The organism is Acidovorax sp. Leaf160 (genome assembly GCF_001424265.1).
Classification (GTDB): domain Bacteria; phylum Pseudomonadota; class Gammaproteobacteria; order Burkholderiales; family Burkholderiaceae_C; genus Paracidovorax.
On record NZ_LMOV01000012.1, the window covers coordinates 44,090 to 59,965 of the forward strand.

At 70.4% G+C, this 15,876-nt stretch carries 15 protein-coding genes and 1 pseudogene; 8 read left to right on the forward strand and 8 right to left on the reverse strand.

The genetic code is table 11. The annotated features are described in order from the left end of the window. Positions 1–74: 74 nt before the first annotated feature. Positions 75–524, forward strand: a complete 450-nt coding sequence (rnhA, locus tag ASF94_RS06750) for a ribonuclease HI (RefSeq protein WP_056663474.1) — start codon at positions 75–77, stop codon at positions 522–524. A gap of 67 nt (positions 525–591) precedes the next feature. Here the strand turns inward: rnhA and ASF94_RS06755 are convergent, their stop codons facing one another. From ASF94_RS06755 to moaA, 4 genes are all read right to left on the reverse strand, one after another. Then, positions 592–924, reverse strand: a complete 333-nt coding sequence (locus tag ASF94_RS06755) for a thioredoxin family protein (RefSeq protein ID WP_056663479.1) — start codon at positions 922–924, stop codon at positions 592–594. 99 nt (positions 925–1,023) lie between these two features. Then, the gene (locus ASF94_RS06760; RefSeq protein ID WP_056663481.1) at positions 1,024–2,409 is read right to left on the reverse strand and encodes a molybdopterin molybdotransferase MoeA; all 1,386 of its coding nucleotides are present in this window, start codon (positions 2,407–2,409) and stop codon (positions 1,024–1,026) included. Continuing rightward, positions 2,406–3,035, reverse strand: coding sequence for a molybdenum cofactor guanylyltransferase MobA (gene mobA / locus ASF94_RS06765; protein ID WP_056663484.1), 630 nt, complete (start codon positions 3,033–3,035; stop codon positions 2,406–2,408). The genes ASF94_RS06760 and mobA overlap by 4 nt, the downstream gene beginning before the upstream one ends. Before the next feature lie 238 nt (positions 3,036–3,273). Beyond that, positions 3,274–4,428, reverse strand: a complete 1,155-nt coding sequence (gene moaA / locus ASF94_RS06770) for a GTP 3',8-cyclase MoaA (RefSeq protein ID WP_056663486.1) — start codon at positions 4,426–4,428, stop codon at positions 3,274–3,276. A gap of 522 nt (positions 4,429–4,950) precedes the next feature. On the opposite strand from moaA, the gene ASF94_RS06775 reads away from it, so the two are divergent. Beyond that, positions 4,951–5,598, forward strand: a complete 648-nt coding sequence (locus ASF94_RS06775) for a superoxide dismutase (protein ID WP_056663489.1) — start codon at positions 4,951–4,953, stop codon at positions 5,596–5,598. 63 nt (positions 5,599–5,661) lie between these two features. Then, entirely contained in the window at positions 5,662–6,561 is a 900-nt protein-coding gene (locus ASF94_RS06780; RefSeq protein WP_056663492.1) for a ZIP family metal transporter, read from the forward strand. A 170-nt stretch (positions 6,562–6,731) separates the two neighbouring features. Here the strand turns inward: ASF94_RS06780 and ASF94_RS06785 are convergent, their stop codons facing one another. Beyond that, a complete protein-coding gene (locus tag ASF94_RS06785) occupies positions 6,732–7,433 on the reverse strand; it encodes a Crp/Fnr family transcriptional regulator (protein ID WP_056663493.1) in 702 nt (233 codons plus the stop codon). Positions 7,434–7,610: 177 nt separating this feature from the next. Between ASF94_RS06785 and ASF94_RS06790 the strand changes: the two genes are divergently transcribed. The 4 genes from ASF94_RS06790 to ASF94_RS06805 all read left to right on the forward strand — a co-directional run bounded on the left by ASF94_RS06790 (position 7,611) and on the right by ASF94_RS06805 (position 11,118). Continuing rightward, complete coding sequence (locus tag ASF94_RS06790) at positions 7,611–8,138, forward strand: DUF962 domain-containing protein (RefSeq protein ID WP_056663496.1); 528 nt, start codon at positions 7,611–7,613, stop codon at positions 8,136–8,138. Positions 8,139–8,284: 146 nt separating this feature from the next. Next, positions 8,285–9,688, forward strand: a complete 1,404-nt coding sequence (locus tag ASF94_RS06795; protein WP_056663499.1) for a hypothetical protein — start codon at positions 8,285–8,287, stop codon at positions 9,686–9,688. A 163-nt stretch (positions 9,689–9,851) separates the two neighbouring features. Beyond that, positions 9,852–10,388 (forward strand): inorganic diphosphatase, encoded by a 537-nt coding sequence (gene ppa / locus ASF94_RS06800; RefSeq protein WP_056663502.1) that lies wholly within the window; start codon positions 9,852–9,854, stop codon positions 10,386–10,388. A gap of 211 nt (positions 10,389–10,599) precedes the next feature. Further along, a complete protein-coding gene (locus tag ASF94_RS06805; protein ID WP_056663504.1) occupies positions 10,600–11,118 on the forward strand; it encodes a chemotaxis protein CheW in 519 nt (172 codons plus the stop codon). 31 nt (positions 11,119–11,149) lie between these two features. Here the strand turns inward: ASF94_RS06805 and ASF94_RS06810 are convergent, their stop codons facing one another. Beyond that, the gene (locus tag ASF94_RS06810; protein ID WP_056663507.1) at positions 11,150–12,550 is read right to left on the reverse strand and encodes a GNAT family N-acetyltransferase; all 1,401 of its coding nucleotides are present in this window, start codon (positions 12,548–12,550) and stop codon (positions 11,150–11,152) included. Positions 12,551–12,720: 170 nt separating this feature from the next. On the opposite strand from ASF94_RS06810, the gene ASF94_RS06815 reads away from it, so the two are divergent. Beyond that, complete coding sequence (locus ASF94_RS06815; protein WP_056663510.1) at positions 12,721–13,314, forward strand: flavin reductase family protein; 594 nt, start codon at positions 12,721–12,723, stop codon at positions 13,312–13,314. 49 nt (positions 13,315–13,363) lie between these two features. Here the strand turns inward: ASF94_RS06815 and ASF94_RS06820 are convergent, their stop codons facing one another. Both ASF94_RS06820 and ASF94_RS06825 read right to left on the reverse strand, forming a co-directional pair. Further along, a complete protein-coding gene (locus ASF94_RS06820; RefSeq protein WP_082493034.1) occupies positions 13,364–14,362 on the reverse strand; it encodes a tripartite tricarboxylate transporter substrate binding protein in 999 nt (332 codons plus the stop codon). Between the two features lie 28 nt (positions 14,363–14,390). After that, positions 14,391–15,835 (reverse strand): annotated as a pseudogene (locus ASF94_RS06825) (M20 family metallopeptidase). Positions 15,836–15,876 lie beyond the last annotated feature (41 nt).

Genomic DNA, 15,876 nt, shown 5'->3' on the forward strand with positions numbered 1-15,876 from the left:
GGTGGAGTCGTGGTGGTTCCCCGCTGGGGTGAACTTTCGTTGGGTTGGGTTGGCAAGCGCAAGGGAGCGAGTTTTTGAATCAGGTCGTGATCTATACCGATGGGGCATGCAAGGGCAACCCCGGGCCCGGGGGCTGGGGCGTGGTGCTGCGCTCGGGCGCACTCGAAAAGGAACTGTTCGGCGGAGAGCTCGACACGACCAACAACCGCATGGAGCTGCTGGCCGTGATCGAGGCGCTGGCGGCGCTCAAGCGGCCGTGTGCGGTGACGCTGTTTCTCGACAGCCAGTACGTGCGCAAGGGCATCACCGAATGGGTGCAGGGCTGGAAGAAGAAAGGCTGGCGCACCGCAGCCGGCCAGCCCGTCAAGAATGTGGAACTGTGGAAGCGCCTGGACGACCTGGTCGCCACGTCCGGTCACGTGATCGACTGGCGCTGGGTCAAGGGCCATGCCGGCGATCCGGGCAACGAACGCGCCGATGCGCTGGCGAACAAGGGCGTGGACAAAGCCCTCGGACGCGGCTGAACGAGGGGACGGCCGTTCCGCATCCACGCTGACGGGAACGGCGGCCTGCCGATCTGCCCGGGTGCTCTCAGGCTGCGGCCGTGATCTCCTGCACGGCCTCGTGGATGCTCTGCGCGTCCTGCGGCCGCACCAGCCGCGCCATCTCCTTGCCGTCCCGCAGGAACACCAGCGTGGGCCAGAGCTTCACGCCGAAGCTGCGTCCCAGGCGCTGGCCCGGACCGTCCTCGACCTTCACGTGGTCGACCTCGCCGCGGTCTTCCAGCGCCTGCTGGATGAGCGGCTGCGCGCGCTGGCAGTAGCCGCACCAGGGCGTGCCGAATTCGACGACGGTGGCTCCGCTGCTGCGGTCCACGTCTTCCCGGGTGGGCGGCTGCACGAGGTGCCGGTCGGCAAAGGGCATGGGTGTCTCCTGGGTGTCGGGTGAAGGGGGCGGCGTGGCGGCAGGTGGACGCCTTCTCGCGCGTGGCCCCGTTCTAAGGCAGGCGCGCAGCCCGGCCTGTCAGACCACGCCTTCAAACATCATCACATCCACCGTGTCGCCGGCTGCCACATGGCCATGGCCATGGTGCAGCACGATGAGGCCGTTGGCCTGCACCATGGAGCTGAGCACGCCCGACCCCTGGTTGCCGGTGGTGCGTACCTGCAGCGTGCCATCGGGCGCGGTGGAAACCCAGCCGCGCTGGTATTCGGTGCGGCCGGCTTTCTTGCGCAGGGGCTCGGTGCTGACCGCGCGCAGCAGCGGCGGCGGAGCTTCGCTGCAACCCATCATGCGCAGCAGGGCTGGCCGCACGAAGGCGAAGAAGGTCACCATCACCGCCACCGGGTTGCCGGGCAGGCCGAACAGCACGGCGCCATCGTGCTGCTCGTTGCTATCAATATGATAGCTTGATGTCTCGGTGGAATCTGCGCTCGGGGGCGATTTGGCTTGCAGTGTGCTCCGCCCAGCGATGCGCCCCACCGCCATGGGCCGGCCGGGCCGCATGGCGATGCGCCAGAAGGCCACGTCGCCCAGCTGCTTCATCATGGCGCGGGTGTGGTCGGCCTCGCCGACGCTGACGCCGCCGCTGGTGATGACGGCATCGGCCTGCGCCGCCGCCCGGCGGAAGGCCGCTTCCAGCTGCGCGGGCTCATCGGGCACCACGCCCAGGTCGATCACCTCCACGCCCAGCCGCGTCAGCAGGCCGAAGACCGTGTAGCGGTTGCTGTCGTAGACGGCGCCCTCGCGCGGCTGCTCGCCCAGGCTCAGGATTTCGTCGCCGGTGGAGAAATAGGCCACCCGCAGCCGGCGCACGACGCGCACCGTCGGCAGGCCGAGGCTGGCGACCAGGCCCAGGGCGGCCGGGGCCAGGCGCGTGCCGCGTTCCAGCGCCACGCCGCCCTGCGAAAGGTCTTCGCCCATCAACCGGCGGTTGTCGCCCCGGCGCAGCACGTCGGCGGCGATGTGCACCCGGTCGCCGTCGGTGGTCGTGAATTCCTGCGGCACCACCGTGTCGAGTCCTGCAGGCATCACGGCGCCCGTCATGATCTTCACGCAGTCGCCGGACTGCAGCGTGCCCGACCACGCTGCGCCGGCCAGTGCGGTGCCCACGCAACGCAGGCTCAGGGCCTGGCCCGCGCGCAGTTGCGCACCATCGAAGGCATAGCCGTCCATGGCCGAGTTGTCGTGCGGAGGCACGCTGACGGGCGAGACGATGTCCTGCGCCAGCACGCGGCCCAGCGCGTCGAAGATGCCGACCGTTTCGCTGCCGGTGACCGGCTGCACCAGCCGCTCGAGGAACTGCTGCACGCCGGCAGCGCTCAGCGCCTGCGGGTCGTAGCCCTGCAGTTCAGCGGCGATCTCGGCGATGGTGCGGGGCGGGCAGGGGGCTTGGGCGCGGTCGTTCATGCGGCGGCCTCCAGCGCATGCAGCTCGGCTGACGTGTTGGCGTTGCGAAAGGCCCGGCGGTCGTCCGCGGGATGGTCGAACGCCACGGTGACGCAGGCGTGCTGATCCGTCCAGCGGTCGATCTTGCGGCCGCCGGCCTGCGTAAACTGCACCAGGCTTTCCAGCAGCGACACGCGCAGCAGGCAGAAGACCGGCTGCGTGCGGATGGCCACGGCGCCGGTGGCCTCGTCGGGCTCGGGCGCGGCGGCCATGGCGATGTCGGCGCCGGCGGCGTCCGCCGCGGTGGCCAGGCGGGCCGCCAGATCGTGCGGGAAGAGCGGGGTGTCGCAGGGCACGGTGAGCAGCCAGCCGGTCTCGCAGCGTTCCAGTCCGGTCAGGAACCCTGCCAGCGGGCCGGCGTAATCGGCCAGGCCATCCGGCCAGACCGGCGCGCCGAAGGCTTCATAGGCAGCCAGGTTGCGGTTGGCATTCACCATGGTGTGGCCGACCTGCAGCTGCAGGCGGATCAACGCGTTCAGCGCCAGGGGCATGCCTTTGAAGTTCTGCAGGCCCTTGTCCACGCCGCCCATGCGGCTGCCACGTCCGCCGGCGAGGACCAGGCCGGTGATGTCTTGGGGATCGATCATGGAGGAGGGAGAGTTGGGGGATGAGGCGCAACACGCCAGAGGATAGCGGCGGCGGGAGAGCAGGGATTCTGACGGCGAATATGGTGCGGTGGAGCGAGGCCGTCCAGCCGCCGCGTTGGCTTTGCGCTCGCCAAGGCCCTTGCCTTTCCCCTTCCGGCGCCTTGTCCGGCGTTCGACAGGTGCACCCGGAGTGCAGCCCCGATGCGGCGGGTGCGGCGGGTGCATCGCCACCCGGCGCTCATCCGCCGATGTAGCTCATCTCCACGCGCCGTCTGCCGCTGCCGCTGCCGGGGGCCTCCGCATCCGGCGGCAGGCTGCTGCGCAGTTCCGAATAGCGGTCGGCGCGCTGCTGCCAGATGGGGGCGATGGCGGCGGCCAGCGCCTCGTCGCTGGCGCCGCTGCGCAGCAGGGCGCGCAGGTCCCAGCCCTGGCTGGCGAACAGGCACAGATAGAGCTTGCCTTCCGTCGAGAGCCGCGCGCGGTTGCAGTCCTGGCAGAAGGCCTGCGTCACGCTGCTGATGGCGCCGATCTCTCCGAGCGCCGGGTCGTGCTGCCCGTGGGCGTCCGCGTAGCCCCAGCGCTCGGCGGTTTCGCCCAGCGCGGTGGCGCCCAGGGGCACGAGCGGAAGCTGTTCCCGCAACCGGGCGATCAATTCGGCGGAGGGCAGCACTTCGTCCATGCGCCAGCCGTTGGTGGCGCCGACGTCCATGTATTCGATGAAGCGCAGCGTGACACCGGTGCCGCGGAAATGCCGGGCCATGGGCAGCACTTCATGGTCGTTGGTGCCGCGCTTGACCACCATGTTGACCTTGATGCGGTCGAAACCGGCCGCCTGCGCCGCGTCGATGCCCGCCAGCACGTCGCGAACGGGGAAGTCCACGTCGTTCATGCGGCGAAATACGGTGTCGTCCAGGCTGTCGAGGCTGATGGTGACGCGGTCGAGCCCGGCAGCCTTCAGTGCAGCGGCCTTGCGGGCCAGCAGCGATCCATTGGTGGTGAGTGTGAGGTCGGGCGCGCGGCCTTCCGGAGTGCGCAACAGCGCCAGTTGCTCCACAAGGCGCTCCAGGTGCTTGCGCAGCAGCGGCTCGCCGCCGGTCAGCCGGATCTTGCCGACGCCGTGCGCGACGAACTGGCGGGCCAGCCGCGTGATCTCCTCGAAGCTCAGCAGCGACGACTGCGGCAGGTAAGCGTAGTCCTTGTCGAACACTTCCTTGGGCATGCAGTAGCTGCAGCGGAAGTTGCAGCGGTCGGTCACGCTGATGCGCAGGTCACGCAGCGGCCGGCCCAACGCATCGGACAGCCAGCCCGTGGGCAATCCCACCGCGCCGGAGGGCACGGCGGGCGTGAGCGCCGCGAGGCGCTGGTCCACGAGAGGAATCACACGTTCAGCCATGCGCGGATTTTGCCGCAAGGGGCCCGTAGGGGTATCGCGCAGGGATGATCCTGGGCGCGGGGCGCAATCCTGCCCGGGGTTCTCGGTTCTGGTGTCTGGCGCGGGAAGGGCGCTCAGCAGCGGTTCCACGGATCAGCGCCCGACATGGAATCCAGTCGGACCGCAGTGGACATGGTTATTGCAAATAATTATCATTTGAAAACCTGACTACGCAAGAGCGCTTCCCGCGTTCCCACGCAAAGGGCCTCAGCAAGGAGTGTTGCGATGGTCATCCATGGGAACGAACGGGCAGGGGCCGCCGAACCGGCAGCGGGGTCGCGCCTGCATCCGTCAGGCATTGCGGCGGGTGGGTCGGTGCATCGACAGCGCTGCCGCGCCAGGCGACCTCGCGTACGGCCAGGGCAGGGCAGGCGCCGGGAGACCGCGATCAGTCCGCCACGGCCGAGTCCCGCGATTCGCGCGTTCCACGCTGCCCTCGCCGCTCCCAGCGCCCGTTCCATCCCTTCCCGGAAAGTTGATCGCATGCCCCATACGCTGCCCGCTCTGCCTTACGCCTACGACGCGCTCGAACCCCACATCGACGCACAGACAATGGAGATCCACCACACCAAACACCATCAGGCCTACATCAACAACCTGAACGCAGCGCTGGAAGGCAGCCCGCAGGCCGACCTGCCCGTCGAACGGCTCGTCGCCCAGCTGGACGGGCTGCCCGAAGGCGTGCGAAATGCCGTGCGCAACAACGGCGGCGGGCACGCCAACCACAGCCTGTTCTGGACGGTGATGTCTCCCAGGGGCGGCGGAGCGCCGACAGGCGAACTGGCCGCCGCCATCGACGCGGACCTGGGCGGCCTCGATGCGTTCAAGGACGCCTTCACCAAGGCGGCGCTGACGCGCTTCGGCAGCGGCTGGGCGTGGCTCACGGTGACGCCCCAGGGCCGGCTGGCGGTGGAGAGCTCGGGCAACCAGGACAGCCCGCTGATGCGCGGCATTGCTTCCGGCAACACGCCGGTGCTGGGGCTGGATGTGTGGGAACACGCCTACTACCTCAAGTACCAAAACCGACGGCCCGAATACATCGCCGCGTTCTATAACGTAGTGGATTGGCCGGAGGTCGCCCGCCGCCATGCAGAGGCGCTCGCCGCGGTCGGCGGACGAACCTCCGCCTGACGGCCGCCAGCCGCTACGCCACCCGAATCGCCATCCCACCCTGCGCCCCGGAGCCTTGCATCCATGAACATCGACGAAGCGACCGTGCACCGCGCCCCCTGGGGGCCGCGCAAATGGCTGGGCGCCAGCATTGCGCTGCTCGGGCTGGTGGCGATCGCGCTGCAGTTCGCCGACTACCTGGAGGCGAACGAGCGGGTGGCGCAGGCCTGGCGGGGCGGCATGGTGGCGGCGCTGGCCACGGCGCTCGGCACGGTGCCGGTGATGTTTTCGCAGCGGCTGTCGGAAAAAGTGCAGGACACGCTGTTCGGCTTCGGTGCCGGTGTGATGCTGGCGGCCAGTTCGTTTTCGCTCATCATCCCCGGCCTGGCGGCCGCGCGCGAAGCCGGTGCCGGAGCGTGGCAGGCCGGCGGCATCATCGGCACGGCCATCCTGCTGGGCGCGCTGGCGCTGCTGCTCATGGAACGAATCCTGCCGCACGAACATTTCATCAAGGGCGTGGAGGGCGCGCAGACCTCGCGCACGCTGCGCCGCACGTGGCTGTTCGTGTTCGCGATCGCGCTGCACAACCTCCCGGAAGGGCTGGCGATCGGTGTCGCCTACGCAGGCTCCGATGCGGTGGGCGCCGGCACCCTGACCGCCGGGATCGCCATCCAGGATGTCCCCGAGGGCCTGGTGGTGGCCGTGGCGCTGCTCGCTGCCGGCTACCGCCGCCCGCTGGCAGTGGGGCTGGGCATGGCGTCCGGATTGGTCGAGCCGCTGGGTGCCGTGCTGGGCGCGGTGGTGGTCAGCGCCTCGGCCACCCTCTTGCCCTGGGGGCTGGGGTTCGCTGCGGGCGCCATGCTCTTCGTCATCAGCCACGAGATCATTCCGGAATCGCATCGCAAGGGCCACGAGGCCTGGGCGACCGGCGGCCTGATGATCGGCTTCGTCATCATGATGCTGCTGGACACGGCGCTGGGCTGATCCGACCCTGACCTGCTGCCTGGCGGTTTCCGGGCCGGGCTTTCGCCGGCCGCCGGAGCGTCATGGGTGGCAAGCGCTTGATGAGCGGGCTTCTGTTGCTCTCGTAATGATAGCGATTGGTTTGCGCGGGGCAGGAGGGCCACGGCGGTGTGCCCCCGCCATGCGGCACCTCAGCCGAACGCTCTCAACCCGGGAAGGTCGAGCACCTCCAGCGTCCCCCGGTGCACCCGCACGAGGCCCAGCGCCTGCAGCTGCTGCAGGATGCGGTTGGTGGTCTGGCGCGACAGCGCGAGCATCAGCGCCAGATCCTGCTGGGACAGCGCGAGGGCCCGGCGCGTGCCGCCGCCGCCGTGGCCCTGTCCGTACCCCTCCGCCATCAGCACCAGGCGGCGCGCCACGCGTTGCGGCGCGGGCAGCAGCGCCAGTTCCTCGATGGCGACGAAGGCCACCCGCAGCTTGTCGGTCAGCAGCAGGGCCAGGGCGCGCCAATGCGCTGGGTGCGCGCTCAGCCAGTCGAGCAGGGGGTCCTGCGGCACCTGCAGCAGCGTGCAGGGCAGGGCGGCATGGGCGTCGTGCGTGCGCGGGGCGCGGTCGAACACGGCGATTTCGCCGAACCAGGAGGGAGGCTCCAGCCGGGTGAGCAGGGCGGAGCGTGCGCCTTCGCTGGGGCCGCCCACGCCGGAGATTTTGACCGCCCCGCGCACCACCGCGTAAAGCCCGCAGGGCGCCGCGCCGCGCAGGAACAGCGCCTCGCCCGGCACCAGCGTGCGCAGCTGGGCCATCTGCACCAGCGCCTGGGCGAAATCCGGCGGCAGCGCCGCGAACCACCGGCCAGAGGCCAGCGTGGGCAGGTGGGCAGCGGCAGTGGGCATGCTGGGAGGCAGCGGCGTATGTGTCGGCCAGCCGACAGACGGGCGCGGCAGGTCGGCACGATTATGGGAAGCGACGGGCCGCGGCAGCACAGGGCAAGCCCCGATGCGTGCCGCCCGGCCGCTCTGGCAGCCGCGCCCGGGCAGCTGCCGCCCGCGACGCCATCCCAAGGAGACACCATGAAGACGCTGAACGACCATCTGGCGCAATACGCGGCCTACCACCGCGACCCGCGCAACATCCAGACCCATTTCATCGGCGTGCCGATGATCATGCTGGGGGTGACCGTGCTGTTGTCGCGCCCCGAGTGGAGCTGGGGCGGTGGCGTGCCGATGTCGCCCGCGGTGCTGGCGGCGCTCGCCAGCTGCGCCTTCTATGCCCGGCTGGACCTGCGCTATGCCAGCGTCATGGCCGTGGTGCTGGCGGCGATGGTGGCGGTGGGGCACTGGCTGGCCGGCCAGTCCACCGCGCTGTGGCTGGGTGCGGGGGTGGGCCTCTTTGCCGTGGGCTGGGTGATCCAGTTCGTCGGCCATTTCTACGAAGGCCGCAAGCCCGCGTTCGTGGACGACTTGGTGGGCCTGCTGATCGGGCCGCTCTTCGTGGTGGCGGAGCTGGGCTTTGCCCTGGGCCTGCGCCGCAGCGTGCAGGACGCGGTGCACGAACGGTCCGGCCCGGTGCGGCTGCGCGTCGGCACGCAGCGTGGCTGACTGGCTTACTGGCTTACTGGCTGAGTGGCTGGCTGGCGAGCGGGCGGGGCGGTCGGTGCGGTGGCGGCCGCTCGGGTGGATGCCGTCGCACCCTCGGGTTTGCCGGCTGGCTGGCCCCGCAGTGCAGCCGCACAATCGTTGGCACCATGTCCCACATCCGCTTCGCCCCCACCGTCCTGCGCGGCAGTGCTGCTGCCGTCTGCGCTCTCACTCTGGCGCTGACCGCCTGCACCAGCACTCGCTCCGCCCACCCCTCGGCCACGGCCGACCCGCTGCCTTCCGCAGCAGAGGCCGCACCGGCCGGCACGGCATGCCCGGCCGAGGTGCCTGCCTCCACGACCTGCTGGGCCGGGCGCGATTCGGCCGGCGCCTTCTATCTCATCGCCGTGCCCAAGGACTGGGCCGGAACGCTGGTGCTGCACGCGCACGGCGGGCCTGAGCTGGGCGCGCCGAAGGCCGAACGCACGGCGGAAGACCTGGGCCGCTGGGCGATCATGGTGCGCGCGGGCTACGCCTGGGCGGGCTCCACGTATCGCCAGGGCGGCGTGGCGGTGCGCGCCGCCGCGGAAGACACCGAGCGCCTGCGCCGCATCTTCGACCAGTACGTCGGCAAGCCCCGCCGGACGGTGCTGCACGGCCAGTCGTGGGGGGCGGGCGTGGCCGCGCGCGGCGCGGAGATGTTCACCGCGCAGACCCTCGGCCGCCAGCCCTACGACGCCGTGCTGCTGACGAGCGGCGTGCTGGGCGGCGGCACGCGTTCCTACGACGTGCGCACCGACCTGCGCGCCGTCTACCAGTACCTCTGCCACAACCATCCCCGGCCGACGGAGCCGGCCTACGGCGTGAACCTGGGCCTGCCGGCCGGCGCGCACATGACGCGGGCCGACCTCAAGGCCCGGGTGGACGAATGCCTGGGGCTGGACCGCCCGGCCGCGCAGCGCAGCGCGGAGCAGCAGAGCCGGGTGACCACCCTGGAGCGCGTGCTGCGCATTCCGGCCAGCTCCATCCTGTCGCACATGAACTGGGCCACCTTCCACTTCCAGGAAATCAGCAGCCAGCGCACGGGCGGCGCCAGCCCGTTCGGCAACTTGGGGGCGGTGTATGCCGGCTCGCCCGATGACGCGGCGCTGAACGCGGGCGTGCCACGCCTGGCGGCCGACCCGGCCGCTTACCGGCAGTTCGCGGCCGATACCGATCCGACGGGCCACATTCCCGTGCCGGTGCTGAGCGTGAAGTGGATCGGCGATCCCACCGCCTTCGTCGAGCTGGACACCCAGTTCCGCACCACCATGGAGGCCGCCGGCAGCGGCAGCCGCCTGGTGCAGACCTTTACCCGGCAGGGTACGCACAGCTACATCAGCGACCCGACCTATCCGGCGCTGATGTCCGCGCTGCTCGCCTGGGTCGAGCAGGGCGACAAGCCCACGCCCGAGCGCGTGGCCGCGCGCTGCCGCGAGGCCGAAGCGCCATACGGCGCCGGCTGCAGCTTCGAGCCGGGCTACCGGCCCGCGCCGCTGGCCGCGCGCGTGGCCGAACGCACCAGGCCCTGACGGAACGCCCGCAGCCGCTGACGCTGCGCCGCATGCCGCATGCCGCGTGCCGCGTGCGGCGTGCGGCGTGCGGCGTGCGGCGTGCGGCGTGGCCTAGAATCGCCGCGACCCGGCCACGGCCGTTCGAGCCCCGTTTTCTCTCTCATTCCTTTTGCGAGACCGCATGTCCCTGAACAACGTCACCCCTGGCAAGAAACTGCCTGAAACCTTCAACGTCGTCATCGAGATCCCGATGGAATCGGATCCCATCAAGTACGAAGTGGACAAGGAAAGCGGCGCCATCTTCGTGGACCGTTTCCTGACGACGCCGATGTACTACCCGACCAACTACGGCTACGTCCCGCAGACCCTGTCGGGTGACGGCGACCCGGTGGACGTGCTGGTGATGACCCCGTACCGCCTGCCGCCCGGTGTGGTCGTGCCCTGCCGTGCCCTTGGCATTCTGAAGATGGAAGACGAAGCCGGCGTGGACGGCAAGGTGCTGGCCGTGCCCACGGTGAAGATCCTCAAGGCCTATCAGCACATCCAGTCGCTGGACGATGTCGAGCCCCTCAAGCTCAAGGCCATCAGCCACTTCTTCGAGCACTACAAGGATCTGGAAGAGGGCAAGTGGGTCAAGGTGCTGGGCTGGGACGGCATCGAAGCCGCCCACAAGGAAATCACCGACGGCGCTGCCGCCTACCAGAAGACGCTGGGCTGATCCCTCCGGGCCCTGGCCTCCGGTGCGCTCGGGCCCGCGGGCCGGGCGCGTGAAACCCGCTGGTGCAGCCAGCGGGTTTTTTCATGGGCGTCCGCAAAACCAGCATTCCGCCTACAGGTTTGTGACCAGCTGTAACCGAAGCGCTGCTATGCTGCCCGATTGGCTCGCGCCTGGCGCGGGCCCGTCACCGCTTTCCAAGGACCGTCCGCCCATGTCTTCGCTGCCCTCATCCTCCACCTCCCACGCTGCCGGTTCCCACGCAGGCGGCGCCCACGCCCCCGGCGAATTCCTGACCTTCCGGCTGGGCCAGGAAGAGTACGGCATCGACATCCTGCGCGTGCAGGAAATCCGGTCGTACGAGCAGCCGACCCGCATGGCCCATGCGCCCGAATTCATCAAGGGCGTGATCGACCTGCGCGGCGTGATCGTGCCCATCGTGGATCTGCGCCTGAAGTTGCGGTGTCCGACGGCCGACTACACCGACTTCACCGTCGTCATCATCCTCAACGTGGGTGGCACGGTGATAGGCGCGGTGGTGGACGCGGTGGCCGACGTGGTCGCGCTGGCCGAGGGCGACATCAAGCCCGCGCCGCAGTTCGAGAGCCAGATCGACACCGCCTTCGTGCGCGGCATCGCGACGGTGGGCGAGCGCATGCTGATCGTGGTGGACATCGAGTCGCTGCTGAGCAGCGCCGAAATGGGGCTGGTGCGCTCGGCGGCAGCGGCCTGAAACTGAGCCGGAGTCGCCGGCGGCCTGCGCGTCAACCGGGCGGCTGGCGGAACGGGCTGCGCGACTGCAGGTGGTCCAGATACTGCGCAACGCCCTGTCCCTCGCGCTCCAGGAACCGGTCCACCGCTTCGGCGAAAGCCGGATGCGCCAGCCAGTGCGCGCTGGTGGCCTGCACCGGCAGCAGGGCCCGCGCCATCTTGTGCTCGCCCTGCGCCCCGCCTTCGAAACGCTGCACGCCGTGGGCGATGCACCAGGCGATCGGCTGGTAGTAGCAGGCCTCGAAGTGCAGACAGTCCACCCGCTCGATCGCGCCCCAGTACCGCCCGAAGGCCACTTCAGAGTGTTTTGTGCCGCTGGCGCTTGATCCGCCTGGTCCTATAGCTATCAAACTTGTAGCAATCGGCTCGCCTGCGCGCTCGGCGATGAAGAGCACCCACGACTCGGGCATGTCCCGCTCCATGCGATGGAAGAAATCGCGCGACAGATAGGGCGGGTTGCCGTGTTCCAGGTAGGTGCGCTCGTAGCAACGGTAGAAGAAATCCCAGTCGCTGGCGGTGATGCCGCTGCCCCGCAGCGCCCGGAACGCGACGCCCGCCTCGGCCACGCGCCGGCGTTCCTGGCGGATCTTCTTGCGTTTGTCCTGCGAAAGCGATGCGAGGAAGTCCTCGAAATCGCGGAACGGCCGGCCTGGCGCCTCGGACTCGTGCGGAGCGGGGAGCGTGGGGGCCACACTCTCGCCGCCGCCGGGCCGCCCCAAGGCGGCGAGGGCCCCCTCGGGGGGCAGCGAACCACGCGAAGCGGGGAGCGTGGGGGCCTCACTCTCGCCGCCGCCGGGCCGCCCCAAGGCGGGGAGGGCCCCCTCGGGGGGCAGCGAACCACGCGAAGCGGGGAGCGTGGGGGCCACATTCTTCCAATGAAACTGCACCGTGTGCCGCAGCATCAGGCCTTGCGCGCGGGCGGCTTCCACATCCTCATCCGCTGCAAACAGCAGGTGCAGCGACGACAGCTCCGCCTCTTCGCACCAGGCCAGCAGGGCCTGCAGCAGTGTGGCGCGCGCCGCGTCGCTGCGGGCCAGCAGGCGGGCGCCGGGCACGGGGGTGAAGGGCACGGCGACCACCGCTTTCGGGTAGTAATCCAGCCCGTGACGGCCGTAGGCGTCGGCCCAGGCCCAGTCGAAGACGTATTCGCCATAGGAATGCGCCTTGACGTACAGCGCGCAAGCCGCCTGCAAGGTGTCGCCCTGCCAGAGCGTGAAGAAGCGCGCGGTCCAGCCGGTGCTGGGCGTTGCGCTGCCGCTGTCCTGCAATGCGGCCAGATACGCATGGCGCAGGAAAGGCGTGGGGTGCGGCTGCCCGGCCAGCAGGGCATTCCAGGCCGCCGCGTCGATCTGGCCGGCCTGATCGGTGACGCGCAACTCGTACTCGCAAGGCATGGAGGGGGCGTCTGGCGTGGAGGGGGGAGCGGAGGGCGATGGCAAGGGCGGGTCTTTCGGTCGGGCAGAGATCGCCAGGTGGGGCGCTGCTGCGATGGTGCCACCGGATCGGCCACCCCGCGCACGCTGGGGTCGTGCCGGGGTGCGCGCCGGCCGGCACAATCACGGCCATGACGTCTTCCCGCCTCCGCCAACCCGTCCCCCTCGACCGCGCCACCCGGCTGATCAACCATGGCCCGACCGTGCTGGTCAGCGCCCGCCACGGCGGGCGCAGCAACGTGATGGCGGCGGCCTGGAACATGGCGCTGGACTTCGCACCGCCCAAGGTCGCGGTGGTGATCGACAAGGCCACCTTCACGCGCGGGCTGATCGAGGCTTCCGGGCACTTCGCGCTCAGCGTTCCCTGCCGCGCGCAGGCCGCGCTGACCACGGCCATCGGCGGCGTCAGCGGCCAGACGGTGGACAAGCCGGCCACGCTGCCGGGCCTGGCCTGGATCGATGACGAGCCGGCCAGCCCCGCGCCGCTGGTGGCCGGCTGCGTGGCCTGGCTCGCCTGCCGGCTGTTGCCTGAACCGCACATTCAGCAGACCTACGACCTGTTCCTGGGCGAAGTGGTGGGCGCATGGGCCGACACGCGCGTGTATTCAGACGGGCGCTGGCATTTCGACGGGCACGACGAACTGCGCACGCTGCACCATGTGGCAGGAGGGCACTACCTGCTGGCCGGAGCGGCCGTGGGCACGGACGCAGGCGCGGCCGGCTGACCGTGCAGGCGCCGGCCGCCCGGCGCGCCGCCCCGCTGCTGCTGGCCGCTCACTCCACGGCGATGGCGGCCCGGTGGGCCAGCGCGCGGTAGCGGCTGATCTCCTGCTCCATCATCTGCCTAAAGGCCGGGGCGCCCAGGGCAACGGGTTCCATCCCCTGATTGCGCAGCTGGGCCTGCAGTGCCGGGTCGGCCATCAACGCCGTGGTTTCACGCGCCAGCCGATCCACGATGGGCTGGGGCGTGTTCCTAGGCGCCGACAGCGCGTACCAGCCGTCGAAGACTGCATCGGGAAGCTGCAGCTCGCCCATCGTCGGAATGCCTGGCAGCAGGCTGGCGCGGGTCGTTCCCACGATGCCGAGTGCGCGCAGCCTGCCCGACTTCACGTGGGGTGCCACCGAGGCGACCGTGTCGACCGCCATCTCGATCTCTCCGCTCATGAGCGCCATGGCGCTCTGCGCGCTGCCTTTGTAGGGCACGTCCTGGAGCTGCACGCCGGCTGCAAGGGCGAAGAGTTCGCCGGCCAGATGCGGCGCGGAGCCCGGCCCGAAGGTGGCGTAGTGCACGGATCCGGGCCTGGCCTTCGCGGCGGCGATCAGGTCGCCCACCTGCCGCCAGGGCTTGTCGCTGCTGACCACCAGCACCAGCGGCGTTCGCGCGACGACCATGACCGGCGCCAGGTCGCGCAGCGGGTCGTAGGGCAGCTTGCTGCGCAGTGCCGGGTTGACGGTGTAGCTGGTCGAGCCCGACAGCAGCAGCGTGTAGCCGTCGGGCGCAGCCTTGGCGGCAGCGTCGGTGCCGATGATGGTCGAGGCGCCTGGACGGTTGTCGATCACGACCGGCTGCTGCAGCCGCTCGGCCAGCCGCTGGCCCACTGCGCGGGCCACCAGATCGGTGCCGCCGCCGGGCGGGAACGGCACGATGAGCTTGATCGGGCGGACGGGCCATGGGCTGTCGGCCCGCGCGGCAGCAGGTGCCAGGCTGGCGCCGGCAGCGACTGCCAGCGCGGACGCGGCGGAGAGGGCGAAGCGGCGGCGGGAGAGGTGCATGGTGTGAGGGCTCGGCAGGGTTTCAGGATCAGGCTGCGGGGGAGGCGGCAGAAGCGCCGGATGCGGCAGGGCGGGCGGGCCAGGGCGCTCCGCCGTGCGAGGCGGGCTCGCCCAGATCCCAGTAGAGGCCCGCCATCACCCGCAAACCCTCGCGCACGACGGGGGCCAGCAGGTGTTCGTTGGGCGCGTGCTGGGCGCAGGCAGGGTACGAGTGCGGCACCCAGAGCGTGGGCAGTCCCAGCACGTGCGCAAACGCATCGTTGGGCAGGGAGCCCGCCAGGTTCGGAAGCACGTCGGGCCGCTGCCCCGCGCTGCGCTCGATGGAATGCTGTGCCCATTGCGCCCAGGCGTGGTCGGGCTCCAGCCGCGTGGCCGCGCCCGACAGGGTGATCGCGACGTCGATGCCCTCGAAACCCTGGGCCGCCAGGTGGTCCTGCACTGTCTCTGCCAGCCGTTCCCAGGCCGTGCCCACCACGAAGCGCAGCTGGCAATGCACCACCGCCTCGCCCGGAATCGCATTGATCGGCCGCTGCGGGTTGCCGGCGCCCATGGCCAGTACCTCCAGCGTGTTCCAGCCCATCAGCCGTTCGGCTGGCGACAAACCCGGCTCGCCCCAGCCTTCGCTGAGCGCCGGGTCGTCGGCGCCACCGCCGATCGCGATGGGAGCGAGCGACTCGCGGACGGCGGGCGAGATCGGCGGTGGACGCAGCCCGGCGATGGTGATGCGGCCGCGCGTGTCGACCATCGACGCCACCGCGTTGCACAGCACGGTGGCCGGGTTGGCCAGCACGCCGCCCCAGTTGCCCGAGTGGAAGGCGCGCGCCCGCTCCTTCAGGCGCAGGGTGAAGTTGACGGCCCCGCGCGATCCGAGAAACAGGGTCGGCCGGGCTGTGCTCACGCGCGGGCCGTCGCTGGCGAGGAACACGTCGGCCCGCAGTGCCTGGCGCTGCTGCTCGCAGAAGGCATGCAGGCCCGGCGAGCCGGCCTCTTCGCCCATCTCGAACAGCCAGGTCAGGTTGTAGCCCAGCCGGCCCTGGCGCGACTGGAGCGTGGCCTGCAGCGCGCCGAGGTTCACCGTGTGCTGCCCCTTGTTGTCCGCCGTGCCCCGGCCGTAGAGCCGGTCACCCTCGGCCGTCAGCGCCCAGGGGCCCAGCCCTTCGCGCCAGGCGGCATCCTGGCCGCTGACGACATCGCCATGGCCATAGCCCAGCACCGTCGGCAGATCGGGGTGCTCCACGCGCCGGGCGATCAGGAACGGGCCGCCCTGCGGCACCGGATTGGGCAGCACCCGGCAGTCGAACCCCAGCGATTCGAGTGGCGACACCAGTGCATCGCGCAGGTAGGCCTCCAAGGCGGGGGTGACGGTGCCGGTGTCGCTTTCGGTGCGCAGTGCCACCCGGCGCTGCAAGTCCGAGAAGAATGCCCGTCGTCGAAGTAGGTGCTGGCGAGATCGAGCGCGTGCTGGCGTGGCATGAGGCTTCCTGACATGGAATGCTGCTGGGGAGGTGGGAATA

Bases quoted from the DNA above. Each gene is read 5' to 3' on its own strand.
- moaA (WP_056663486.1), bottom strand. From the start codon at position 4,428: ATGGCTGAACGTGTGATTCCTCTCGTGGACCAGCGCCTCGCGGCGCTC.
- ppa (WP_056663502.1), top strand. From the start codon at position 9,852: ATGTCCCTGAACAACGTCACCCCTGGCAAGAAACTGCCTGAAACCTTC.
- ASF94_RS06790 (WP_056663496.1), top strand. From the start codon at position 7,611: ATGAAGACGCTGAACGACCATCTGGCGCAATACGCGGCCTACCACCGC.
- mobA (WP_056663484.1), bottom strand. From the start codon at position 3,035: ATGATCGATCCCCAAGACATCACCGGCCTGGTCCTCGCCGGCGGACGT.
- ASF94_RS06820 (WP_082493034.1), bottom strand. From the start codon at position 14,362: ATGCACCTCTCCCGCCGCCGCTTCGCCCTCTCCGCCGCGTCCGCGCTG.
- ASF94_RS06810 (WP_056663507.1), bottom strand. From the start codon at position 12,550: ATGCCTTGCGAGTACGAGTTGCGCGTCACCGATCAGGCCGGCCAGATC.
- ASF94_RS06805 (WP_056663504.1), top strand. From the start codon at position 10,600: ATGTCTTCGCTGCCCTCATCCTCCACCTCCCACGCTGCCGGTTCCCAC.
- ASF94_RS06775 (WP_056663489.1), top strand. From the start codon at position 4,951: ATGCCCCATACGCTGCCCGCTCTGCCTTACGCCTACGACGCGCTCGAA.
- ASF94_RS06780 (WP_056663492.1), top strand. From the start codon at position 5,662: ATGAACATCGACGAAGCGACCGTGCACCGCGCCCCCTGGGGGCCGCGC.
- ASF94_RS06755 (WP_056663479.1), bottom strand. From the start codon at position 924: ATGCCCTTTGCCGACCGGCACCTCGTGCAGCCGCCCACCCGGGAAGAC.
- ASF94_RS06815 (WP_056663510.1), top strand. From the start codon at position 12,721: ATGACGTCTTCCCGCCTCCGCCAACCCGTCCCCCTCGACCGCGCCACC.
- ASF94_RS06760 (WP_056663481.1), bottom strand. From the start codon at position 2,409: ATGAACGACCGCGCCCAAGCCCCCTGCCCGCCCCGCACCATCGCCGAG.
- ASF94_RS06785 (WP_056663493.1), bottom strand. From the start codon at position 7,433: ATGCCCACTGCCGCTGCCCACCTGCCCACGCTGGCCTCTGGCCGGTGG.
- ASF94_RS06795 (WP_056663499.1), top strand. From the start codon at position 8,285: ATGTCCCACATCCGCTTCGCCCCCACCGTCCTGCGCGGCAGTGCTGCT.